General features: G+C 69.6%; 25 protein-coding genes. 19 read left to right on the plus strand and 6 right to left on the minus strand.

Going from position 1 to position 22,687, the window contains the following annotated elements:
* Positions 1–21: 21 nt before the first annotated feature.
* Both DEQ67_RS11695 and dnaG read left to right on the plus strand, forming a co-directional pair.
* Positions 22–771, plus strand: coding sequence for a sugar phosphate isomerase/epimerase family protein (locus DEQ67_RS11695; protein ID WP_115861305.1), 750 nt, complete (start codon positions 22–24; stop codon positions 769–771).
* A 223-nt stretch (positions 772–994) separates the two neighbouring features.
* The gene (gene dnaG / locus DEQ67_RS11700) at positions 995–2,413 is read left to right on the plus strand and encodes a DNA primase DnaG (RefSeq protein WP_115802996.1); all 1,419 of its coding nucleotides are present in this window, start codon (positions 995–997) and stop codon (positions 2,411–2,413) included.
* Positions 2,414–2,475: 62 nt separating this feature from the next.
* Here dnaG and DEQ67_RS11705 read toward each other — a convergent pair whose 3' ends face one another.
* Together DEQ67_RS11705 and DEQ67_RS11710 are read right to left on the minus strand one after the other, a co-directional pair.
* The gene (locus DEQ67_RS11705) at positions 2,476–2,931 is read right to left on the minus strand and encodes a GNAT family N-acetyltransferase (protein ID WP_233506042.1); all 456 of its coding nucleotides are present in this window, start codon (positions 2,929–2,931) and stop codon (positions 2,476–2,478) included.
* Entirely contained in the window at positions 2,928–4,241 is a 1,314-nt protein-coding gene (locus DEQ67_RS11710) for a DUF92 domain-containing protein (protein WP_115802997.1), read from the minus strand. The genes DEQ67_RS11705 and DEQ67_RS11710 overlap by 4 nt, the downstream gene beginning before the upstream one ends.
* 148 nt (positions 4,242–4,389) lie before the next feature.
* Here DEQ67_RS11710 and DEQ67_RS11715 point away from each other — a divergent pair, with 148 nt between their 5' ends.
* From DEQ67_RS11715 to DEQ67_RS11725, 3 genes are all read left to right on the plus strand, one after another.
* Positions 4,390–4,998: an undecaprenyl diphosphate synthase family protein gene (locus DEQ67_RS11715; protein WP_115860919.1), complete on the plus strand. Its 609-nt coding sequence runs from the start codon at positions 4,390–4,392 to the stop codon at positions 4,996–4,998.
* Positions 4,999–5,138: 140 nt separating this feature from the next.
* Positions 5,139–5,501 (plus strand): Rz1 protein precursor-related protein, encoded by a 363-nt coding sequence (locus DEQ67_RS11720; RefSeq protein WP_115860922.1) that lies wholly within the window; start codon positions 5,139–5,141, stop codon positions 5,499–5,501.
* 76 nt (positions 5,502–5,577) lie between these two features.
* The gene (locus tag DEQ67_RS11725; protein WP_115860924.1) at positions 5,578–6,939 is read left to right on the plus strand and encodes a serpin family protein; all 1,362 of its coding nucleotides are present in this window, start codon (positions 5,578–5,580) and stop codon (positions 6,937–6,939) included.
* A gap of 26 nt (positions 6,940–6,965) precedes the next feature.
* On the opposite strand, the gene uppS is transcribed toward DEQ67_RS11725, so the two are convergent.
* Entirely contained in the window at positions 6,966–7,895 is a 930-nt protein-coding gene (gene uppS, locus DEQ67_RS11730; RefSeq protein WP_004062639.1) for a polyprenyl diphosphate synthase, read from the minus strand.
* 108 nt (positions 7,896–8,003) lie between these two features.
* Here uppS and DEQ67_RS11735 point away from each other — a divergent pair, with 108 nt between their 5' ends.
* The 8 genes from DEQ67_RS11735 (at position 8,004) to DEQ67_RS11770 (ending at position 13,706) form a co-directional block, all read left to right on the plus strand.
* Positions 8,004–8,402: a DUF5778 family protein gene (locus DEQ67_RS11735; protein WP_008575434.1), complete on the plus strand. Its 399-nt coding sequence runs from the start codon at positions 8,004–8,006 to the stop codon at positions 8,400–8,402.
* Positions 8,403–8,581: 179 nt separating this feature from the next.
* Positions 8,582–9,643, plus strand: a complete 1,062-nt coding sequence (locus tag DEQ67_RS11740; RefSeq protein WP_115803001.1) for an Lrp/AsnC family transcriptional regulator — start codon at positions 8,582–8,584, stop codon at positions 9,641–9,643.
* Between the two features lies 1 nt (position 9,644).
* On the plus strand, positions 9,645–10,292 hold the full coding sequence (locus DEQ67_RS11745; protein WP_115891464.1) for a precorrin-2 dehydrogenase/sirohydrochlorin ferrochelatase family protein: 648 nt from the start codon (positions 9,645–9,647) through the stop codon (positions 10,290–10,292).
* A complete protein-coding gene (gene hemA, locus DEQ67_RS11750; protein ID WP_004062643.1) occupies positions 10,289–11,683 on the plus strand; it encodes a glutamyl-tRNA reductase in 1,395 nt (464 codons plus the stop codon). Before DEQ67_RS11745 ends, hemA begins: the two co-directional genes overlap by 4 nt.
* A gap of 61 nt (positions 11,684–11,744) precedes the next feature.
* Positions 11,745–12,278: a hypothetical protein gene (locus DEQ67_RS11755; protein ID WP_223173929.1), complete on the plus strand. Its 534-nt coding sequence runs from the start codon at positions 11,745–11,747 to the stop codon at positions 12,276–12,278.
* Between the two features lie 45 nt (positions 12,279–12,323).
* Entirely contained in the window at positions 12,324–12,599 is a 276-nt protein-coding gene (locus DEQ67_RS11760) for a 4a-hydroxytetrahydrobiopterin dehydratase (RefSeq protein ID WP_004042202.1), read from the plus strand.
* Positions 12,596–12,991, plus strand: coding sequence for an LWR-salt protein (lwrS, locus tag DEQ67_RS11765; protein WP_008575420.1), 396 nt, complete (start codon positions 12,596–12,598; stop codon positions 12,989–12,991). The genes DEQ67_RS11760 and lwrS overlap by 4 nt, the downstream gene beginning before the upstream one ends.
* Positions 12,992–13,037: 46 nt before the next feature.
* Complete coding sequence (locus tag DEQ67_RS11770; RefSeq protein ID WP_004062646.1) at positions 13,038–13,706, plus strand: HAD family hydrolase; 669 nt, start codon at positions 13,038–13,040, stop codon at positions 13,704–13,706.
* Positions 13,707–13,777: 71 nt separating this feature from the next.
* Here the strand turns inward: DEQ67_RS11770 and DEQ67_RS11775 are convergent, their stop codons facing one another.
* From DEQ67_RS11775 to glp, 3 genes are all read right to left on the minus strand, one after another.
* Positions 13,778–14,524 (minus strand): response regulator, encoded by a 747-nt coding sequence (locus DEQ67_RS11775; RefSeq protein ID WP_008575417.1) that lies wholly within the window; start codon positions 14,522–14,524, stop codon positions 13,778–13,780.
* Between the two features lie 99 nt (positions 14,525–14,623).
* Entirely contained in the window at positions 14,624–16,528 is a 1,905-nt protein-coding gene (locus DEQ67_RS11780; RefSeq protein WP_115803004.1) for a molybdopterin biosynthesis protein, read from the minus strand.
* Entirely contained in the window at positions 16,525–17,745 is a 1,221-nt protein-coding gene (gene glp / locus DEQ67_RS11785; RefSeq protein WP_115803005.1) for a gephyrin-like molybdotransferase Glp, read from the minus strand. The genes DEQ67_RS11780 and glp overlap by 4 nt, the downstream gene beginning before the upstream one ends.
* 142 nt (positions 17,746–17,887) lie before the next feature.
* Here glp and DEQ67_RS11790 point away from each other — a divergent pair, with 142 nt between their 5' ends.
* From DEQ67_RS11790 to DEQ67_RS11815, 6 genes are all read left to right on the plus strand, one after another.
* Positions 17,888–18,256, plus strand: a complete 369-nt coding sequence (locus DEQ67_RS11790) for an Hsp20/alpha crystallin family protein (protein WP_115803006.1) — start codon at positions 17,888–17,890, stop codon at positions 18,254–18,256.
* A gap of 8 nt (positions 18,257–18,264) precedes the next feature.
* Entirely contained in the window at positions 18,265–19,941 is a 1,677-nt protein-coding gene (locus tag DEQ67_RS11795) for an ABC1 kinase family protein (protein WP_008605327.1), read from the plus strand.
* A gap of 57 nt (positions 19,942–19,998) precedes the next feature.
* Complete coding sequence (locus tag DEQ67_RS11800; RefSeq protein WP_004042194.1) at positions 19,999–20,427, plus strand: DUF5518 domain-containing protein; 429 nt, start codon at positions 19,999–20,001, stop codon at positions 20,425–20,427.
* A gap of 94 nt (positions 20,428–20,521) precedes the next feature.
* Complete coding sequence (locus tag DEQ67_RS11805) at positions 20,522–20,896, plus strand: translation initiation factor IF-5A (protein ID WP_004062652.1); 375 nt, start codon at positions 20,522–20,524, stop codon at positions 20,894–20,896.
* Positions 20,897–20,911: 15 nt separating this feature from the next.
* Entirely contained in the window at positions 20,912–21,727 is an 816-nt protein-coding gene (gene speB, locus DEQ67_RS11810) for an agmatinase (protein WP_115860930.1), read from the plus strand.
* Between the two features lie 141 nt (positions 21,728–21,868).
* Positions 21,869–22,630, plus strand: coding sequence for a Nif3-like dinuclear metal center hexameric protein (locus tag DEQ67_RS11815; RefSeq protein ID WP_115891463.1), 762 nt, complete (start codon positions 21,869–21,871; stop codon positions 22,628–22,630).
* Positions 22,631–22,687 lie beyond the last annotated feature (57 nt).

Below are 22,687 nucleotides of genomic sequence, written 5' to 3' on the forward strand. Positions count from 1 at the left end.
GGCGCGGACGAGCGGACGCACATGAACTTCGGCATCCAGCTCTACTCGCTTCGAGACCTCGACGAGTCGACCGCGGCGCTCGTGCGCCGGGCCGCGGACGCCGGCTTCGACGGCGTGGAGTTCGCGGGCGTCGACGACGCGGCGGCGGTCCGCGCGGCCCTCGACGACGCCGGGGTCGGCGCACCCGCCGCCCACGTCCCCATCGAGGACCTCGAAGCCGACCTCGACGCCGTCTGCGAGCGCTACGGCGCGCTCGGCGTCGAGACGCTCGTCGTTCCGTTCCTGCCCCCGGAGGCGTTCGCCGACGCCGACGCGGTCGACGAGACCGCACACCGGCTGGACGACCTGACCGCGAAGTGCGACGACCGAGGCGTCAGACTGCTCTACCACAACCACGACCACGAACTCGTCACGGTCGAGGGCGAACCCGCGCTCGACCGGCTCGCCGAGGAGTCGGGAATCGGCTTCGAACTCGACCTCGCGTGGATTCTCGCCGCCGGCTACGACCCCGTCGCGTACATCGACCGCTACGCCGACCGAACCCCGGTCGTCCACCTGAAAGACGTGGTACTCGACGCCGACGCGAAACGCGGCGGGCGACCCGTCCCGCTCGGCGAGGGAGAACTCGACATCGACCGCTGTCTCGCGGCCGCCCGCGAGGGATTCGTCGAGTGGGCCGTCGCCGAACACGACTTCCCCGAAGACCCGGCGGCGTTCTGCCGGGACGCCGGCGAGTTCGTCGGCGCGCACCGAACTGACGAGGAGGCGTAACGAATCGGGCGGTCGGCGGCGGTCGCTGGCGGCGGACGGAACGCGGGGATTCGCCGGCGACGGAGCGGATTTCGGGGACGAGACGAACGACTAACTGACGTTCGAACCGTCGGCCACGATAGATATTTCCCTCGGGCGCAACTTATATAATGACGTTCGTGGGTTCCGCCCATGACGCCATCACAATCATCACATCACCACCCCCAGCGGGGTGACTTCACCAATGGACGACACTTCAAAATATCTCATTCACGCTTCCATCTCCGCCGACGGGGTCGTCGAACGGAGCGACGTCGTCGGGGCCGTCTTCGGGCAGACCGAGGGCCTCCTCGGCGACGAACTCGACCTCCGCGACCTCCAACAGTCCTCCAAGGTCGGTCGGATAGACGTACAGATAGACTCGGAAAACGGCCACTCGTTCGGCCAGATGACCATCGCCAGCAGCCTCGACAAGGCCGAGACGGCCATCCTCGCGGCCTCGCTGGAGACGCTGACCCGCGTCGGTCCCTGCCAGGCCGTCATCGAGGTCACGAACATCGAGGACGTGCGCGAGGCCAAGCGCCGGATGGTCGTCGAGCGCGCCAAGGAACTGCTCGCGGAGTCGTTCGACGACACCGTGATGTCTTCGACGGAAATCCTCGAAGCGGTCAAAGAGAGCGTCCGCGTCGAGGATATCACCGAGTACCAGGGCCTCCCGGCGGGCCCCCGCGTCGCCGATTCCGACGCCATCATCGTCGTCGAGGGACGCGCCGACGTGCTCACCCTCCTCCGCTACGGCATCAAAAACGCCGTCGCCGTCGAGGGAACGAACGTCCCCGACGCGGTCGCCGGCCTCACCCAAGAGCGGACCGTCACGGCGTTCCTCGACGGCGACCGCGGCGGCGAACTCATCCTGCGTGAACTCTCGCAGGTCGGCGACGTTGATTACGTCGCGTTCGCGCCCGACGGCCGATCGGTCGAGGACCTCGACCGCGCGTCGGTCGTCCGCGCCCTCCGGAACAAGGTCGCGCTCTCGTCGCTTCCGGACGACGGCGACGGGGACTTCCGGGCCGCCGTCGCCGCCGCCAACGGGACGGGGGCGGGGGAGGCTCCGACGGACCCTCACACGGAGTCGCCGACGACTGAGGCGTCGTCGACTCCACCCGCAGACGGCCCCATCAACGGGTCGGCCGACGCGGTCACCGACACCACCGCCGAGGGCGGTAACGGTGGCACCGTCGCGGTCGAGCGGCCCGCGGACGCCGCGAGCGAGAACGCGGCGGCCGACGGCGACGCCGCCGACGCGGAGGTGTTCACCGAGTCCGAGGTCGATGCCGTCACCGAGGCGGTCGACCCCGCCGACGAGCGACCCTCGCTCACCGACCACGTGCAGGCGGTCATCGCCGACGAGAGCGGCATGGCACGCCTCCTGAACGACGGCCTCGACATCGACGACGAGGTCGCGGTCGAGAAGGTCTACGACACCGTCGAGTACGCCGACCCCGCCCCGGCAATCGTCGTCGTCGACGGCGAGGCGAGTCAGAAACTCGTCGACATCGCGGCCCAGCGCGGCGTCGGGCACGTCGTGGCGCGCTCGGCCGGCGAGTACGTCAAAAAGCCCGTCAGCGTCCGCGTCAGAACCGCGGACCAGCTCCTCGACTGAAGCGACTGAAGACCCGACGGGACAAGCCACACCGCGACATCGACCGAGGCGACCGGCCGCAATCAGTCGAGGACGAGCCGAAGCCCGTCGTCGCCGTCGAACGCGTCGGGGACGCGGGCGTCCCGCCGGAACCCGAGCGCCTCGTAGCAGGCGCGCGCGCCGTCGTTCTCCGGATGGACTAACAACGTGAGCGGCGCGTCAGCCGCGTCAGCGCCCGAGCGGTGCGCGTCGCGGAAGGCTTCCACGAGCGCGGTGGCGCGCCCCTCGCGCCGGTGGTCCGGCGAGACGGCGAGTTCGGTCAGGTGCGCGCCGACGCCGAGCAGGTAGCCGACCGGCCGGTCGTCGGCGCCGACGGCGACGAGCAGCGTGCCGACGGCGGGCCACGCGTCCAAGAGGCCGGGCGACGGATGAGAGACGAATCGCTGGAGCGACTCGACGGCCGGCAGGTCGGTGTCGCGGGCGGGTCGAACGCCCGCCACGTCGGCGTCGCCCCCGTCACGGCCGTGTCCCCCCGTCACAGCGGAATCCAGACGATGACCGCGCCCAGCGCGCCGGCGAACGTGGCGAGGAAGTTGACCGCCTGATTGCCGAGGCCGGCCCCTTCGACCGTCGCGCCGAGGAGGCTATCGACGGTCATGCCGACGAGGCCGCCGGCGAGAATCGCGATGGCGGCCGTCTGAGCCGGGATGGGGAGCACCAGCACGCTCACGCCGGCCACGAAGGCAGCGCCCACCGCGCCGGCGACCTCGCCCTGCCACGTCACCGCGCCGTCGGTCCCCGCCGGGACGGGCTTGAGCGAGGTGATGAGCCGCGGCTGGTCGAACAGCCCGCCGATTTCGCTGGAGAGGGTGTCGCTCATCGCGGCGGCGGCCGACCCGGCGAACGCGAGGACGAGCAGGTCGCTGACGAACGGATAGCCGAGGGTTTGCGCCGCGGCGTAGCCGACGACGGAGACGAGCGAGACCCCCGAGTTGCCGAGGACGTTGCCGGTGCCGCGAGCGCCGTCGTTGTCCTCGGCGACGCCGCGTTCGGCCTTGCTGTCGTACCGGAACTTGGTGGCGAGCGCGCCGACGCCGAAGAAGGAGACGAGCACGAGCGCCCAGCCGAAGCCGCCGAAGACGACCGCGAAGAGGAGGAGGAGCACGCCGGTTATCATGCCGGCGACGGAGGCCGTTCCGAGGGCGTAGGCGGCGTAGCCGAGCGCGACCGTGAGAGCGAGCGCGACGCCGGTCTGCGTCGGTGATACCGGCCCCGCGAGCACCTCGACGCCCCAGAGGACGAGCCCGATAGAGAGCATGACGAGCGGGTCGTCGCGCTCGTAGAGGGCCGTCCGGAGCACCGCGCCGACGAGGCCGCCGACGGCCGCGAGCAGGGTGAATCGGGCGAAGAGCATCGCCTCGCCCGTCAGCGACGCGATTGCCGCCTGTCCCGCGGTCCCTGCGAGGACCGCGGCCGCGACGAAGCCCGCCGCGCGAAGCGACTCGTCGGACGTTCTCGAATCCACCAGTCGCGCGCCGAGGTTGCCGTAGGCGAGTATCAACACCGCGGCGGCGAACACCGAAAGCGGCATCGTGACGCGCGGGACCGTCGCCAAGAGGGCGAGGCCGGTCGCGGCCAGCGCGAACCCGGCGAGCCCGTTGAGCCGGCCGTCCTGCCGGTCGCCGGGGCGCGCGAACAGCTCGAACAGCGGGCCGTCGTCGACGACGAACGCCGCCAAGAGCGCGACTGCGGCGAAGGGCGCGAACGCGGCCGCGCCGAGACTGGGGGCCGCGAGGGCCAACGTCCCGACGACCGCGAACCCGCCCGCTCGCCGTACCGTGGAAGTCACACCATTCGGTATCCCCGACGCGCACTTAACCCTCCCGACATCACCGACGACCGCACAACCGCGGGTCTGCGGGCCGGTGCCGAGGGGCGGAATCTCGGGCCGACGCCGAACCCGAAGCGTTAGGAGAATCGCCGCGAGAACGATTCCCGTGGGACTGTACGACTCCTATCTCGCCCTCCGGTTCCGCCTCGACGACGCCGACGCCCCCGAGCACGTCGCGCTCGTCATCACCGAGCGCGACCTGCTGGAACAGGGCGCCTACGAGACGCTCGAAGCGTTCGTCGGCTGGGCGTTCGAGTTCGGGAGCGACCGCGTCACCATCTCCGTGAGCGTCCTCGACGAGGCGGTCGTCCCGACGCTCGCCCGCGAACTCCGCGACCTCGACGTTCCGCACCGAGTCGAGCTTCGCGAGCCGGGCGACACCGAACGCGCCGACGCCCCCGTGCAGGTCAGCATCGGCCTCGGCGGGAAACGCGAGTTCGCGTCGGTGGTGCAGTCGCTGGCCGAGGAGGTCGACGAGGGCGCGCTCGACCCCGACGACATCGACGCCGCGGACATCGAACAGCGGCTCGTGTTCCCCGACGAACCCGACTTCGTGGTGAAGACGGGGGCAGAACGCCTGTCGGACTTCATGATTTGGCAGTCGGTGTACGCGGAACTCTACTTCACCGACGTGAACTGGCGGGACTTCAGGAAGCGGGACTACCTGCGGGCGTTGCGGGACTATCAGGACCGCCAGCGGAGGTTTGGCCGATGAGCGTCAGCGAATCGGCCAACCGTTGTCGCGCTCGAAGAGTGCGACAGAAGTTCGGCCGCTAGGGCGAATCGCGTGGCGGCGTTGCCGACGCGTCCTCCTCGACCGCACACATAAGTTGATTGAGTGGCAATCCGAGTCAAATGCCCTCCACCTCGACCGACAGAACGGACCTTCTCCCGCCGCCACCGCCGGCCAGCGAGTGGCTCGAAGACGGACACGTCATGTTCGCGCTCACAGTGCCGCTCGTTCTCTGGCTCAATCAGCCCGCCCAGCCGGACTGGCCGTGGGCGCTCGTCGGCGTCGCTGTCGTCCCGCCGTGGCTGTTCCTCGAATCGCGTTACGAGGGCTGGCGCTCGTGGGATCCGACCGTCGCCTACGGCGGGGCGGTGCTACTGTTGGGGCCGCGGTACGAAGCCGAGTTCGTCGCCATCGTGCTCGGCCAGAGCGCCACGCTACTGGCGTGGTTCTGCTGGCGGACGTTCCGACGGCGGATTCGCCGGTAGGGTGACCCGCCGCCGTCTCTCAAACGGCTGTTTGTGCGTACAGAAGACATATTGTTAGACAGTTGAACGCTCCAACATGAACCGCCGCGAGATGTTGACGTTGTCGGGGGCGCTCGCCGCCGCGACGATAGCCGGCTGTACGGGCGACGGGCAGTCGTCCGCGGAGACCGAGACCGAGACGACGACCACCGCGACTGCGACCACGGACGCGCCGACAGAGACCCCGAACGACGAACCGCCGACCGGCAAACCGAGCGTGGACGACGAGCGACTCGCCGCGCTCGCGGCCGGCAACGCCGAGTTCGCCCTCGACCTGCACCGACAGGTGGCGACCGAGCAGGGCGGCAACCAGTTCCTCTCGCCGTACAGCATCTCCGTCGCGTTGGCGATGACCTACGCGGGCGCTCGCGGGAAGACCCGCGAACAGATGGAAGCGACGCTCCGCTACACGCTCGGCGAGGACGTTCACCCGGCGTTCGCAGACCTACGGGCGGCGCTCGAAGAGCGAGAGACGGCTCGGGCCCCAATCGACGGCGGCGAAGCCGACGCCTTCCGATTGGCCGTGGCGAACGCCCTGTGGGGGCGCGAGGGGTTCGCGTTCTCGGACGCGTTCCTCGACAGCCTCGAATCGAACTACGGGGCCGGGCTTCGACGGGCCGACTTCGCCGGCGACCCGGACGGCGAGCGGGAACGAATCAACGAGTGGGTCGCCGACCAGACCGAGGGCCGAATCGAGGACTTGCTTCCGGCTGGCTCCGTCACGCCCGACACGGCGCTCGTGCTCACCAACGCCATCTACTTCATGGCGCAGTGGGCGCACACGTTCGACTCCGAGGACACCGAGGACGGGACGTTCACCGCGCTGGACGGGTCCGAGTCGACGGTGCCGCTCATGCGGCAGGAACTCAAGGCGAACTACGCCGACTTCCCGAGCGCGCAGGCCGTCGAACTCCCGTACGTCGGCCGGGACGTGTCGATGGTGCTTTTGCTCCCGGACGAAGGCGAGTTCGAGTCGTTCGAACAAAGTCTGACCGCGAGCCGACTGTTCGGCGTCTTCGAGGAGATGCGAGAGCGAATCGGGGACGTCGTGCTCCCGCGGTTCGAGTTCGAGACCGAGGTCCAACTCTCGGAGGCGCTGTCGGATCTCGGGATGCCCGCCGCGTTCGGCCCGGATGCCGACTTCGGCGGCATGACCGAGGGTGACGGGTCAGGTCTCGCCATCGACGAGGTGTTCCACAAGTCGTTCGTCTCCGTGGACGAGGAGGGGACCGAGGCCGCGGCGGCCACGGGCGTCGTCGTCGAATCGTCGCTGCCGCCGAGCTGGGGCGAACTCCGGTTCGACCGACCGTTCCTGTTCTGCATCCGCGACAGGCCGACGGACGCGATACTGTTCTACGGCCGCGTCGTCGACGCCGGGGCTGCGCAGGGCGACGAATAGCCGCGAAAACAGTTCGGACGGCCGACTCAGTCGGCCGTCTCGTCGGTCCGCTTCGCCAACTCGGCGGACACCTCGTCGGCCCCGGACGAGGGGAGTTGCTCGCGGAGGCGACCCGCGACCGTGCGGGCGTCCTCTAACTCGACTTCGGCGACGGCCCGGACGAGCGTGACGGCGCGCTCGGTCCGGGTGCGCTGCCACGACTGCTCTCTGGACTCGTAGGTGCGGATGCCGCGCAGGAAGTCGACCTTCGAGAACTCCGGCCAGTAGGGCGCACAGAAGTAGACCGCGGCCTCGTTGCCGTTGGCGTGCCACGGCAGGAAGTTCGAGGTGCGCTCGTCGCCGCCGGGGCGGATGATGAGGTCCACGTCGCGGACGGGCTTTCTGGACAGGCGGCGGTCGACGGCCGACACGTCCACCTCGTCGGGCGAGAGGTCGCCGCGCTCGACCGCCCGGCAGACGTCGCGGGCGGCCCCGAGGAGTTCCGCCCGGCCGCCGTACGCGAGGGCGATGTTGAGGGTGAAGCCGTCGTAGTCGGCGGTCCGGGACTCCGCGTACTCGACGGCGTCGCGGACGCGGTCGGGGAGCAGGTGGACCTCACCGATGGCGCGGACGGCGACCTCGCGGTCGTGGACGCGCTCGGAGTCGGCGAACTCGTAGAGCTTGTCCTCGATGAGGTCGAAGAGGGGTTCGCGCTCGTGTTCCGGGCGGTCGAAGTTCTCGGTCGAGAAGGTGTACAGCGTCAGCTCCTCGATGCCGAGTTCCTCGCACCACGTCAACACGTCCTCGGTCGTCTGCGCGCCGGCCTTGTGGCCGTCGGGGGCGTCGTCGCCGTTCTTCCGGGCGTACCGGCGGTTGCCGTCCTGAATGATGGCGACGTGGGTCGGTCCGTCGTCTATCTCCCGGTCGAGCACCCGCTCGTAGGCGCGTCGAAAGCCGCGTCGGACCCACCCGAACATATACCGCCGGTCGTCTCCCGGGGCAATGTGTCTTGTGGGTTACACCGTCGCACGGTGCGGCGGGCGACGAATCGCCACCCGTTTGTACCTCCCCGAGAAGACTCGGACATGAGCGAGACCATCGACGAGGACCTCTACCAGCGGACCCTCGCGCTGCTCGAACCCGGCGATATCGAACTCGTCGGGGCCATCGTCCACACCGACCTCACCAGTCGCGAGGACCTGGAGATGCAGGAGCTGACCGTCGAAATCAACGATGTCATCGCGGAGCACGCGGGGAAGGGCGACGCGTGGATTTACGCCGGAAACGACGACACCGACTTCTCGTCGAACCAGTTCCAGGGCCTCTCCGTCGAGGACGACGAGTTCGTCTGGGAGTGCCAACAGCTCGTCCGCGACGGCACGTTCGACCTCGTGTTCTACTACGAGGCCATCGCCGACCAGGACGCCATCGTCGAGGGCCTCGAAGCGCTCGACGACATCGACCGCGTCACGCCGGTCCCCTGACGCGGCCCCTCGACGCGGGCCGCGACCCCTCGACGCTCGAACGTCCTTTTTTACCCACGGGCCGGGCGCTCGCGCCGCCCGCGTCGAGCGTTCACGGACGGCTCGCCGGGCGTTCGGGTCTGTTCGCCGCGGTGAGAACAAGCGAGGCGTTTATCCGCCTCGCATCCCGAGTGACGCCCATGATACAGGCGGACGCGGACCTCTCTCGTCTCGACCGCGCCATCGTCAACGCCTTCCAGGGCGGCTTCCCCGTCGTCGAACGTCCCTTCGAGCCAGCGGCGGCCGCGCTCCGCGAGCGCGGGGTGGACGTGTCGGCGGCCGACCTCTGCGAGCGGGTGCGGACGCTCGACGAGGAGGGCGTTCTCTCGCGGTTCGGCGCGCTCGTCAACGCCGAGGAAATCGGCGGCACGGCGACGCTCGTCGCCATGCACGCGCCGCCCGAGCGATTCGACGAGGTGGCCGAGCAGGTGAACGACCACCGCGAGGTCGCGCACAACTACGAGCGCGAGCATCCCCACCTGAACATGTGGTTCGTCGTCTCGGTCGCCGACGAGTCGCGGGTCGAGGAGGTGCTCGGTGACATCGAGGACGAGACGGGCCAAGCGACGTACAACATGCCCAAGCGCCACGAGTTCCACGTCGGCGCGAAGTTCCTCCTCGACGGTCCCATCTCGGACGGCGACCTCGACCTCTCACAGCTCGGCCCCGACGTGGAGCCGACGGACGCGCGCACCCTGACGCCCGACGAGCGCGACCTCGTCATGGAGATTCAGGGCGGCCTGCCGATTACGGAGACGCCCTACGCCGACGTGGCGGCGGCCATCGGACAGGAGCCGGCGTGGGTCGTCGAGACCATCAAGCGGTTCAATCTGGAGGGGAAGGTCCGCCGCGTCGGCGTCATCCCGAACCACTACGCGCTCGGCTACTCGGAAAACGGGATGACCGTCTGGAACGTCCCCGACGACCTCGTGATGGAGGTCGGCCCCGAAATCGCCTCGCTGGACTTCGTCACCCACTGCTACCGCCGGCCGCGACACGAGGGCGTCTGGCCGTACAACTTCTTCGCCATGACCCACGGCCGCTCCGAGGCGGAAAGCGAAGCCCGCATCGAGCAGGTGCGCGAGGTCATGAGCGACTACTGGGACGTGGGCGACGACGACTGGGACACCCTGTTTTCGACGCGCATCCTGAAGAAGACGGGAATCAGACTGGACGAACGAGCCGAGGCGAACACGGAGTGAGATGATTCCGCTGGTCCACGACCTCTCCGACGAGACGGTCGTCGTCTTCGGCGGGGGGCCCGTCGGCGCGCGGAAGGCCCGCCGGTTCGCCCGCGAGGCGCGGACCGTCGTCGTCAGCCCCGCGTTCGCTGACCGCGACTTCGGCGACGCGGAACGCGTCCGGGCGGCCCCCGCGCCCGACGAGGTTTCCGACTGGGTCGAACGGTTCGCCCCGGCGCTCGTCGTCGCGGCGACCGACGACGACGACGTGAACGACGCGGTCGTCGCAGCCGCCCGAGACGCCGGCGCACTCGTCAACCGGGCCGACCGGAGCGGCGAGCGCGACGCGGGGAGCGTGGTCGTCCCGGCCACCGTCGAGGACGGCGACGTGTCGGTCGTGATTACGACCGGCGGGGCGAGCCCGGCGCTCTCGAAGCACCTCCGAGAGCGCGTCGAAGCCGAGTTGGCGGGAGCCGGCGAGATGGCCGCGTTGACCGCGGAGCTTCGGGCGGAGCTCAAGGCGTCCGACCGGTCGCCGGCCGAGCGCCGTGATGCGATTCGCGCGGTCGTGCGAGACCCGTCGGTTTGGAAGGCTTTACGTACCGGCGATGCAAATCCCCGCCAAGAGGCAGCGCGCGTGATACGAGACACACAGCGAGGTGATTCATGAGAGATTCGGGCGTCATCTCCGGTGTGAGCGTCGCCCACGACCGGGCCAGCGTTCGCGAGATAGAAGCCGCGTCGAGCGACGACGTTCAGACCGTCGTCGAGCGACTCCTCGCCCGCGACGGCGTCTCCGAGGCGTTCTCGCTCCAGACGTGTAACCGCGCCGAGGCGTACGTCGTCACCGACGACGCGGCCGACGGCCGCCGCGCGCTCGACGATTTCGCTCCCGACGTTCGAGACGGGAGCGTCCGCCACATGGACCACGAAGAGACCCTGCGCCACCTCATGCGCGTGGCGTCGGGGCTCGAATCGCTCGTCCTCGGCGAGGACCAGATTCTCGGACAGGTCAAAGCCGGCATCGAGGCCGCCCGCGAACAGGACGCCATCGGTCCGATGCTCGAAGACGCGCTCATGAAGGCCGTCCACGTCGGCGAGCGCGCCCGCGACGAGACGGCCATCAACGAGGGGGCCGTCTCCCTCGGGAGCGCCGCCGTCAGGCTCGCGCGGGCCGAACTCGACGCCCCCATCGGGGAGGTCGAAGCCCTCGTCGTCGGGGCCGGCGAGATGGGCACGCTCGCGACGAAGGCGCTCGCGTCGGTCGACGTGGGCGACCTCGTCGTCGCGAACCGGACGGTCGCCAACGCCCGCCACCTCGCCCGCGAGGTGCCGGGCGTCTCGAAGGCCGTCGGACTGGGCGACCTCGGCGGTCGCCTCCGCGACGCCGACCTCGTCATCACGGCCACGAGCAGCCCCGACTACGTCGTCACCCCGAACCAGTTGGACGACGCCGGCGAGACGATGCTCATCGACATCGCCCAGCCGCGGGACGTCGACCCCGACGCCAGCGACCTCGCCGGCGTCCGCGTCCGCGACATCGACGATTTGGAGACGGTGACCGACCGGACCGCGGAGCGCCGCGAGCGCGCCGCCAGCGAGGTCGAGGCGATGATAGACGAGGAGTTCGACCGCCTGCTCGCCGCCTACAAGCGCAAGCGCGCCGACGAGGCCATCAGTTCGATGTACGAGGCCGCAGAGCACGTCAAGCGCCGCGAGGTGTCGACGGCGCTGTCGAAGCTCGAATCGCAGGGCGACCTCACCGACGAGCAACGCGAGACGGTCGAGTCGCTCGCGGACGCGCTCGTCGGCCAAATCCTCGCCGCGCCGACCAAGAGCCTCCGCGACGCCGCCGGCGACGACGACTGGACGACCATCCAGACCGCCATGCAGCTGTTCAATCCCGACTTCGGCGACCTCGGGGCGTCGGAGTCGGCCGGGCCGTCCGAGCCGTCCGGACCGTCCATCGAGTTTTCGGGTGAGCCGCCGGAGGACCTCGACCGCGAGGCGCTCGAAGGCGAGGTCCCGCGGCGCGTTCTCGAACAGCTCTCCGACGACTGACGGCGGCCGAAGCGGCCGACGACCGAACCTTCTTATCCGAACGCGGGACCACTCCGCGACGATGTTACCACGCCGACCGAAAGCGACGAGCCTCGTGTGTGGCTCCCGTTTCGACGCCGACCACCGAGGAGCCGCGGCCAGCGCGTTCCCGGCCGTCGGCCGGCGTCTCGTGAACCGCCTCCGGGCGCGAGCGCGTCGCCGCCTCGTCGGGGCGACCCCGGAACGACGAGTTCACGACCTCGACGGCGTCGCTCGGGCGACCGTCGTCGGCACGGTCGCGGGCGTCGCGGGCGACGGGCCGGCGGTCGAGGTCTGGCGGGGCAAGGCGAGCGCCGGCGACGGCCGACGAGGGGACGGCGGTCGGCCGGTCGTCGGCCGTGCGACGCGCCCGTTCGTCCTCCGCGACGCGACCGGCGAGGTTCGGGTTCGCGTCCCGCCGGGCGGGCACGTCGCGTTCGGCGGCGAGGAAGTGACGGGGGTCGTCGCCCGCGGCGACGAGGTCTCGGTGACGGGACGCGTCGTCCGCGGCCGCGACCGCGAGCGACGACGGCTCCTGACGGGGCCGCGGTTCGTCGTCCGCGCGGGCGACACCTGACAATCCGGCAGAATCCTTATCGGGGTGCCACCCGACGGGTTCGGCATGGCAGAGCTGCTCTCGGACGACGAAATCGACGCACAGCTCGGGTCGGATTGGGAACGCGACGGCGACGAAATCGTCCGCGTCTACGAGTTCGACGACTACCTCGACGGCGTGGCGTTCGCCGCCAGCGTGGGCGAGGTGGCCGAAGAGGAGTTCCACCACCCCGAGATAACGATTCGGTACCAGGAGGTCGAAGTCCGCCTCACGAGCCACGAGGAAGGCGGCATCACGGATAAGGACCTCCGACTCGCTGACCTGTTCGACGACGAGCTGTGAGCGACGGGGAGACCGCGGAACTCACCTACGTCTTCCGGGTTCGCTTCCGCCTCGACGCCGCCGCCGGTGTCGAGACCGACCCGCGGGAGTTCGAGACGACGGTCCGCATCACGCCGCCGCCGCCCGGCGAGGAGGGCTGGCTGTTGTTCCGCGACGCGCTGTGGCGCGGCGAGGTGAACGACGAGCGGCACGCCCGCGACCTCGCGTCGTCGTGGCTCGACGCCCCCGTCGTCTCGTGTTCGTTCTCCGAGGTCCGGGCCGACGAGGCGTCGCTGGACGCGTTCCGCGAGGCCGTCGCCGCGGACCTCGACGCGTTCAACGCCGACTCGGTCCGCGAGGTGCTCCACAAGTACTTCGGGAGCGCGATTCGCGTCGAATCGAGCGATTCGTGACGCGGGGCAAGACATTTATCCACGCCTGACGTACTGTGTTGTCCGAATGGTCGCCGATGACTACGATTTCTGGCTGTTCGACCTCGACGGAACCCTCGTCGACGCCGAGTGGTCGTACACGCGCGACGTGTTCGACCGCGTCGGTGACCGACTGGGTCGTCAGTTCACGGACCGCGAAGCCGAGACCATCTGGCACGGACTCGGCGGCGCGCGCGACCCGATGCTCCGCGAGTGGGGCATCGACCCCGCCGAGTTCTGGCCCGCGTTCCACCGCGAGGAAGACCCCGTAAAGCGAGCCGAAGTGACGTACCTCCACGACGACGCCGAGCGCCTCATCGAGGAGATTCACGCCGCCGGCCGGCCGGTCGGCATCGTCACGCACTGTCAGCAGTTCCTGACTGACCCCGTGTTGGACCATCTCGACGTGCGCGACTGGTTCGACACCGTCGTCTGCTGCACCGAGGAGACGGGGTGGAAACCCGACGCCGCGCCGGTGCGGCGGGCTATCGGCGGGCTGGGGTTGGACGACCGGCTCCTGACCGACGGCGGCACCGCGGGCGTGCTCGCCGGCGACGGCGAAAGCGACATCGGGGCCGCGTGGAACGCCGGTTTGGACGGCATCCACGTCGAGCGCCACGGTCCGGAACACCGCGGGCGCTGCGTGCTCGGGGAGTACCGCGTCGAGAGCTTCGACGACCTCGTTCGCTCCGGATAGGTCGGCCGATTCCGCTCACAGAGACAGAGTCCACGGGAATCGCGGGGGCAGCGGCCGAGAAGAGTCGACGCTCAGGACAGCGTGTGTTCGGGCGTCGGGCGGGCGAAGATGTCGCCGGTGCTCGTGACGGCGACCTGAACGTCTTCGTACGGGAACCGGACCTCGATGCCGGGGCGCTCTTCGTCCTCGACGACGGGTCGGAGCAGTTCTTCGAGCGCGTCGGTGTCGATGTACTCGTACAGCGGCGTCTCGATGGCCGAGAGTCCGCCGTAAGACTCGACGGCTTCCACGATGACGATGCCGAGTTCCTCGTCACCGAACCATTGCCCGACGAGTTCCCAGTTATCGTCGAGGCCGAACGTGGCCTCGGCGGCCGCGTCGGCGTGGTCTTCGAGGGCCTGCGTGACCGCGGAGGCGCCGACGGCGAGCGCGGAGTCGGCGCTGTCGTCGTCGACGATGCCGCGCACGCGCTGGAGGACCGTCGCGAGGTCGCCGGGGCCGGCCTTCTGGACGTACTCGGTGACGCCGGCGGTCGAGGCGACATCGGCAACCTCTGGCCATTCTTTCGCCGTGAACAGGAGGATGGGGATGTCCGCGTGCTCCTGTCGGACGGCCTTGACGAGCGGCACTCCGTTGGGGAGGACGAGCGAGTCGCTCACGACGCAGTCGACCGACTCGGCGGCGATGACGTCGAGCGCCTCCGTCGCCGTCTCGGCGGTGAGAAAGGAGACGGCGTCGAGTTGGCGGAACGCGGCGGCCGAGAGGGCGAGCATCTCGGGGTCGTCGTCGACGTGTAGGACCTTTAGCGGGCGGTTCATATACCAGTTATACACGCTACGTGGATAAAAACGTTCCACTTAGTTTATACTTCAGCGGAACGCGACTATCTGAACCGCTCGCGGCGACTTTCTAAAGGGTTACCGGGGTGTTTGGCCCCTCTCGAACCCTGCGAGGTCGGCAAAGGCATCGTCGCTCGCCGCGAGCGCGTCGCGGAGCGAGTCGACGCCGGGTTTCTCGATCCGGGCCGGATTCGCGAGGACGGCGACCGGCTGTGTCCCGAGCGAGACGAAGTCGAGTCCGAGCAAGTCGGCGGTCGCGCGGAGGCCGAGTCCCGCGTCGGCGCGGCCGGCGGCGACCGTCCGCGCCGGGCTCTCGAACGCCTTCGTCCCGCGGTCGAACCCTTCGATTGACTCCACGAGTTCGTGGCGGGTCGTCCCGCGCTCGTCGGCGAGGGCGGCGACCGCGTTGCCGAGGTCGGTCCGCAGGCCGGAGTTCGAATCCCGGTTGATAAAGCGGAGGTCGTCGTCCACGAGGTCCGCGAGGCCGGACACGCCGTCGGGGTTGCCGGCGGGGACGACGAGGCCCCACTCGCGGGTCCACGAGCCGAGTTCGACCGCGTCGATGTCGTCGATGGCGTCGCCCCGGTCGCCCGCGACGACGGCCACGTCCGAGATACCGTCTCGGAGCCGTCGCAGGCCCTCGCGGGAGCCGAACGGGAGATACCGCGGCGACGACACGCGGTCGAGGACGCGCGAGAGCGCGGGGTCGTCCTCGCCGACGCCGAGCAGGTCCGGCGCGCGAACGTCGGGCGAGAACAGGTGGACCGTCACCGACTCGCCTTCCGCGAGGTACTCCACGTCGGCCGGGACCTCGACGACGCCGTCGGCCTCGACGAGGCTCGTCGTCGCGCCGGACCCCTTGTCGACGGGGTAGACGAGCGTGTTGCCGTCGCCGTCGGCGACGAGTCCGACGGGCATGAGCCGCGTCCGGCCCTCTGCGTACCGCTCGCGGGCGGCCATCGTCCCCTCGACCGTCGCGGTCCGGGGTTCCGGAAGGCCCGCGGCGTCGCGGACCGCCGGCGCGACGAACGTCCGGAAGATGGTGAGCGCCGACACCGGGTAGCCCGGCAGGCCGATGTAGGCGCTCCCCTCCCCGAGCGTGCCGACGAGCATGGGTTTGCCGGGCTTGACGGAGACGCCGTGGAGCAGGAGTTCGCCGCGCTCTTCGACCACGCGGTAGATGACGTCGACCGCGCTCGCGGACGTGGAGCCAGACGAGAGCACGAGGTCGCACTCGTCGGCCGCCCGCCGAAGCAGGCGCTCCATCTCCTCGTAGTCGTCGCCCGCGTGGGGGTAGAGCTTCGGCACGCCGCCGGCCTCCTCGACCCCCGCGGCGATGGTGTAGGAGTTCACGTCGTAGATTTCGCCCGCCTCGGGGCGTAGTTCGTCGCCCGGCCGGACGAGTTCGTCGCCGGTCGAGACGATGCCCACGGTGGGCTTCCCGCGGACCGGAACCTCGTCGACGCCGAGCGCCGACAGCAGGCCGATTTCGCGGGGCGTCAGGCGCGTCCCGGGGCCGAGGGCGCGCGCGCCGGCGGCGATGTCGGTCCCGGCGGGCATCACGCTGTCGCCGGGGGCGACCGACGAGTAGACGACGAGCGAGCCGTCTCGCTCCTCGGTTCGTTCCACGATGACGACGGCGTCCGCGCCCGGCGGCATCACCGCGCCGGTGGAGATTTCGACGGCGGTTCCGGAGTCGACCGCCACGTCCGGTTCGGTGCCGGCGTGGACCGCTCCGGCGAGGTCGAGTTCGACCGGGTCGGACTCGTCCGCGCCGAAGGTGTCGCGGGCGCGGACCGCGTAGCCGTCCATGCTCGCGCGGTCGAAGCCGGGCACGTCGAGTTCGGCGTCGATGCGCTCGGCGAGGACGCGGCCGCGGGCGTCGTCGAGCGCCACGGTCTCGGCGTCGGGCGTCAGGTCGAGCGACGCGATGGCCTCGCGGGCGTCCTCGGGGGAGGCGAGGTCGCGGAACTGCTTTCTCATGCGGACCACTCCCAGCCCTCGACGGCGACCGTGTCGCCCTCGTCGTAGCCCTCTATCTCCTCGGGGACGACGACCCAGCCGTCCGCGAGCGCGACGCTGGAGAGGATGCCCGACCCGCTCGTCCGGGTCGGCTCGGCGGTCGGCTCGTCGCCCGACGCGTCGAGTTTGACGCGGGCGAACGTCCGCGTGCCGGGGGAACTCGGGAGTTTTCTGGTGAGCGTCGCCTCCTGCGTCGGCAGGGGGCGCTCGGGGAGCGAGCCGACGTGCTTCAGCACCGGTCGGAGGAACTGGAAGGCGTTGACGACGCAGGCGACCGGGTAGCCGGGAAGCATCACGACGGGCGTGCCCTCGACCACGCCGACCGCGACGGGGTGGCCGGGTTTGAGGGCGACGCCGTGGACCAACACCTCACCGATATCGTCGATGACCTCGGGGATGAGGTCGCGTTCACCGACCGACGACCCGCCGGTGGTGACGACAACGTCGTGGTCGAGGTCGGACTCGACGGCCTCGCGGAGCAGGTCGGCGTCGTCGACGACGATGTCGCGGTAGCTCGCTTCGCCGCCCCAGCGTTCGACCAGCCGGGAGACGGTCAGGCCGTTGGTCTCGATGACCTCGCCGGGGCCGGGGTCGGACTCGACGAGCTCCTCGCCGGTCGGGATGACGGAGACGCGGGGGCGCTCGAACAGCGTCACCTCCTCGACGCCGACGGAGCGAAGCAGGCCGATGTCCGACGGGCGAAGCTCGTGACCGGCCTCGAACAGCGGGGTTCCCTCGCGGACGTCTTCGCCGCGCTCCCCGACGTTCTCGCCCTCCGCGAGCGCGTCGAACACTTCGAGTTCGTCGCCGAGGCGCTCGGTGTGTTCGACCATCACGACGGCGTCGGCCCCGTCGGGCACGTCGCTGCCGGTGTGGACGCGGGCGGCGGTCCCCGGTTCGACCGGGCCGTCGACGATTCGGAGGACGTTCGGTGAGCGGCCGCTCGCGCCGAAAGTGTCCGACGCGCGGACGGCGTAGCCGTCCATGGCGGCGCGGTCGTAGCCGGGCACGTCGGCGGGGGCGACCGCGTCCTCGGCCAGCGCCCGGCCGTCGGCCTCGGCGAGCGGTCGGCGCACGGTTCGGTCGTGCGGCGTCGCCGCCGCGAGAAGTTCCTCGCGGGCGTCCGACAGCCGCGTTCGTTGCTTGAACCCGGCCGTGCGTCGGTCGTCGTGGTTCATACCGACCCTTCGGTTCGGGGGGCAAAAAGCGTCGGCCTCGGGCGCGGCGGCTGGCGATTCCAGAACCGGACGATGGTGTCTCGCGCTCGCGCGAGCGCGCGAGACCGCCGGGTTTTTCGACCCCGGCTCCCTATGAGCGTTCATGTCAGCACTGCGCGACGCGCTGTCCGACCTCCCGGACGCGGTGTTCGCCGACCTGTTGGAGTCCGAGACGGCCTACCTCTTGGTCCTCGACCTCCCGGGCGTGACCGCCGAGACGGCGGAGCTTCGGGTCGAGAAAGGCCGATTGGTCGTCGAAGCGCGACGCGACAAACAGCTTCCCGCCGAGTTCGACTACGTCCGCGAGGAACGACCGCTGTTCCTCGACGCCGAAGTTCCCCTCCCGCCTGACGCCGTGGCCGACGAGGCCGAGGCGTCGATGGAACGCGGGACGCTGGAAATCCGGCTCCCCAAGCGCGAGGCCGCCTCCGAGCGGACCATCCCCATTACCACCGGCGACGAAGACGCCTGACGAGGCGGGTGGTCACGCTGGTCAACCTCCGCGCCTACTGGCGGTTCCTCGTCGTCCTGTATCAGTTCTTTCCGCTCATCGTCGCGTACACCCGTGACAAGCGGAAGTACCTCCTGTTCGGCGGCGGCCGACGCGTCACGACCGAGATGCGCGTCGAGCGCGCCGACGTCCTCCTGGAGTCGCTACTGACGCTCGGGCCGACGTTCATCAAGCTCGGACAGCTCCTGTCGACGCGCCCCGACATCCTCCCGCCGGAGTACATCGAGGTGCTCGGCAGCCTCCAAGACGACGTGCCGGCCGCGCCGTGGGACGAGTCGAAGGCCGTCCTCGAAGCCGAACTCGGCCCGGTCGAAGAAGCGTTCGACGCGTTCGACAGCGACCCGATAAGCGGCGCGAGCCTCGGTCAGGTGTACGTCGCGGAGTACGAAGGCGAGAAGGTCGCCGTCAAGGTCCGTCGCCCCGGCATCGAAGACCTCGTCGAGGCCGACCTCCGGGTGATTCGGTGGTCGATGCCGCTTCTCATGCGCTTTATCGGTGAGGGGCGGGCGTTCTCGCTTGAGAACCTCGCCGACGAGTTCGCCAAGACCATCCGCGAGGAGATGGACTACGCCGAGGAGGCCGAGACGCTCGTCGAGATTCAGGAGAACTTCGCGGACGACGACACGCTCGTCATCCCCGAGCCGATTCCCGAGCGCTCCGGCGACCGGGTGCTCACGATGGAGTACCTCCCCGGAACCAAGATAAACGACATCGACGCGCTGGACGACCGCGGCATCGACCGCACGGAGTTGGCGACGAACCTCCAGCGAATCTACCTCCAGATGATCGTCGACGACGGCGTCTTCCACGCCGACCCCCACCCGGGGAACCTCTCCGTGACCGACGACGGCCGCATCATCTTCTACGACTTCGGGATGCACGGCGAGGTCGACCCGTTCATCCAGGAGAAAATCGTGGAGTTCTACATCGCCGTCGCCAACCAGGACGTCGACGGCATCCTCGACACGCTCATCGAGATGGGGACGCTCAGCCCGAACGTCGACCGGCAGGTGATGGGCGACGTGATGGAACTCGCCATCGCCGACGCCCGCGGCGACGACATCGAGCAGTACCGCGTCAACCAAATCCTCGAACAGGTCGAATCGACCATCTACGAGTTCCCGCTTCGGCTCCCGCGGAACCTCGCGCTCGTGCTCCGGGTCGCCGGCGTCGTCGAGGGCGTCTGCGTCACGCTCGACCCCGAGTTCGACTTCATCTCGGTGGCGACCGACTACCTGACCGAGGAGGGCTACCGCGAGGAGAGCGTCCAGAAAATCATCGAGGGCGTCGGCCAGCAGGGCCAAAAGACCGCCCAGTCGCTGTTCCGCGTGCCGCCCAAACTCGAACGCGTCCTCGACCGGGCGGACCGCGACAACCTGACGCTCAACGTCCGGCTGGAGGACAACCGCGGCGTCCTCGACAAGCTGGCGAAGCGACTCATCTACGGCATCTTCCTGTCGTTCGGCTTCGTCTCGACAGTCATCATCTACGCGCTGAACCCGGAGAACCTCGTCGCGGTCGGCGCGGCGGGCGTACCGACGGGCGTCGTCGCCCTGCTCCTGTGGCGGTCGTTCCGCTCGCGGAGGGGCATCCGGACGACGCCGCAGTTCACCCGGCAGAACCTCAAAGAGCGCCGCAGAGAGTAATCAAAGCTGAGAATCGGGCGCGTAAGTTTATCGGCTCTCGCGGACACACTCTCGGTTATGACGGAGTGGCGAGCGGTGTCCGTGGGGGTGTGTCTCGCCGCGTGCACCGAATCGCTCGTCTACGCGATGACGGGGCAGTTCACGCTCGTCGGCGGGGTCACGGGGAGCGCGCTCGCCGGCTACGTCGTCGGCACCGACCCCGCCGACGGCGGCTGGCACGGCCTCATGGCCGGCGTCGTCTGGGGCTGTCTGCTCATGCCGCTGTCGGTGCTTTTGACGTTTCTCGAACGGACGCCGATTCTCTTTCCGTTCCAGTACGTCATCCCGCTTGTCGAGACGCCCGGCGAGCTGACGACCGCCATCATGCTCGCGCTCGCGCTGCCGAACGTCGCGTCCGGGGCGCTCGGGAGCCGCGCCAGACGCGACGCGACGGGGACGTGGTTCGACCCGGAGATGGCCGAGGTCGACGCGGTCGAAGACGCCTGACCGAACCGGCCGACGGCCGCGCATTCCACGGCAGAGATTCGCGTGCGAAGACGGTTCCAAACCGTTTATACCCTCCATCCGATAACGGAGAGACATGGCGAAAGAGCAGAAGCAGGTGCGCGAGCTCCAAGAAGGAAGCTACGTCATGATGGAAGAAAAGCCGTGCAAAATCAACGCTTACAGTACCGCCAAGCCGGGCAAGCACGGCAGCGCGAAGGCGCGCGTCGAAGCCCGCGGCGTCTTCGACAGCAAGAAGCGCTCGCTCTCCCAGCCTGTCGACGCGAAGGTGTGGGTGCCCATCATCGAGCGGAAGCAGGGTCAGGTCGTCTCCGTCACCGGTGAGGACGCCCAGATTATGGACCTCGAGACGTACCAGACGTTCACGATGCGCATCCCCGAGGAGGAAGACCTCAACCCCGAAGACGAGATCGAGTACCTCGAGTACGAAGGCCAGCGAAAGATCGTCTAAACGGGGGCCACAGAGATGTTCCCCGGAGCAATCGCAGACCGCGAGGTCGCTGACTACGTCCTTCTCGGCGCTCCGCTCGACATCTCGACGTCCTTCGAACCCGGAACCCGTTTCGGACCGAATCGAATCCGTCGGTTCGCCGGGTCGTTCGACGACTACGACCGGCGCACCGACCAGTTTTTCACCGACTTGCGCGTCCACGACGCGGGCGACGTCCGCGCGTGGGACGACGCACCTGAGTACGTCGAATGGCTCGCCGGGAGCGTCCGCGACGCCGTCTGGGACGACGCCGTCCCCGTCGTCCTCGGCGGCGAACACACCGTCACCGCCGCCGGCGTCACCGGCGTCGACCCCGACGTGTTCGTCTGCCTCGACGCCCACCTCGACCTCCGCCGCGCGTACGACGGCAACGAGTGGAGCCACGCCACCGTCACCCGCCGCGTCCTCGACGAACTCGGCGTCGACGAGGCCGTGATTCTCGGCGCGCGAACCGGCTCGCCAGACGAGTGGGAGCGCGCCGCGGCCGACGACGTGACCGTGGTCGAACCCGAGGCCGTCCCCGACTGGGAGCCGGCGTTCGACGGCGACCAGTCCGTCTATCTGAGCGTCGATATCGACGCCGCGGACCCGGCGTTCGCGCCCGGCACGGGCACCACAGAGCCGTTCGGCCTCACCTCCCGGGAGATGCGAGACGTGGTCCGAGCGGTCGCACCTCACGCCGACGGTTTCGACGTGGTGGAAGTCAACGACCGCGACGACGGACAGGCCGCGTCGCTGGCGGCGAAGCTCCTCCGGGAGTTCGTCTTCTCGCACGCCGCCGGGCGGTCGTAAGCGACTGACGGTCGGGCGGAGCGCCGACCGCTGGACGGTCGCCACGAACCGCCGAGTCGCGCGCGTCGCCGCCGACATCGCGAACCACCGAACCGCGCACCGTCCCGTTCCTTACAAGTCCCCGAGCCACCACTCCCCGGTATGCAGCTCTCCGACATCGTCGCCCGACTCGACGAGACGCTCGCGACCGACGACTTCGCCGACGTGGACGCCAGCGCCAACGGCTTGCAGGTCGGCCCCGACGAGAAATCGGTCGAGAAAGTCGCCTTCGCCGTCGACGCCGCGGAGGCGACCATCGACGCCGCGCTCGACGCCGACGCCGACCTGCTCGTCGTCCACCACGGCCTCGTCTGGGGCGGCCTCGACCGAGTGACCGGCCGCGACTTCGACCGCATCGAGCCGCTGGTTCGCGGCGACCTCGCGCTCTACGTCTCGCACCTCCCGCTTGACGGCCATCAGGAACTCGGCAACGCCGCCGGCGTCGCGGACCACCTCGGCCTCGGGGACACCGAGCCGTTCGGCTCGCTCGGCCCGATTCACATCGGGCAGACGGGGAGCTTCGAGTCGCCGCAGACGGCCGACGAGATTCGGGCGGCGCTCGACGAACTCGACGGGAGCGCGGGGACGACCGTCCTCGACTTCGGCCCCGACGAGCTTTCGTCGGTCGGAGTCGTCACCGGCTCCGGCGTCGACTGGCTGGACGAAGCCATCGACCGCGGCGTCGACGCGCTCGTCACCGGCGAGGGCAAACAGAAGGTGTACCACGAGGCGCGCGAGGCCGGCGTCTCGGTGTTCCTCGCGGGCCACTACGCGACCGAGACGTTCGGGGTGCGAAGCCTGCGCGACCTCGCAGACGAGTGGGGGCTCGAAACCGAGTACGTCAGCCATCCGACCGGGCTGTAAGGCCGAGCGAACGCCTGCCAACCCGCGGCACGGCCTCGTCGGACCGGGGCGTTCAAA

The organism is Haloferax sp. Atlit-48N (assembly GCF_003383015.2).
GTDB lineage: Archaea > Halobacteriota > Halobacteria > Halobacteriales > Haloferacaceae > Haloferax > Haloferax volcanii.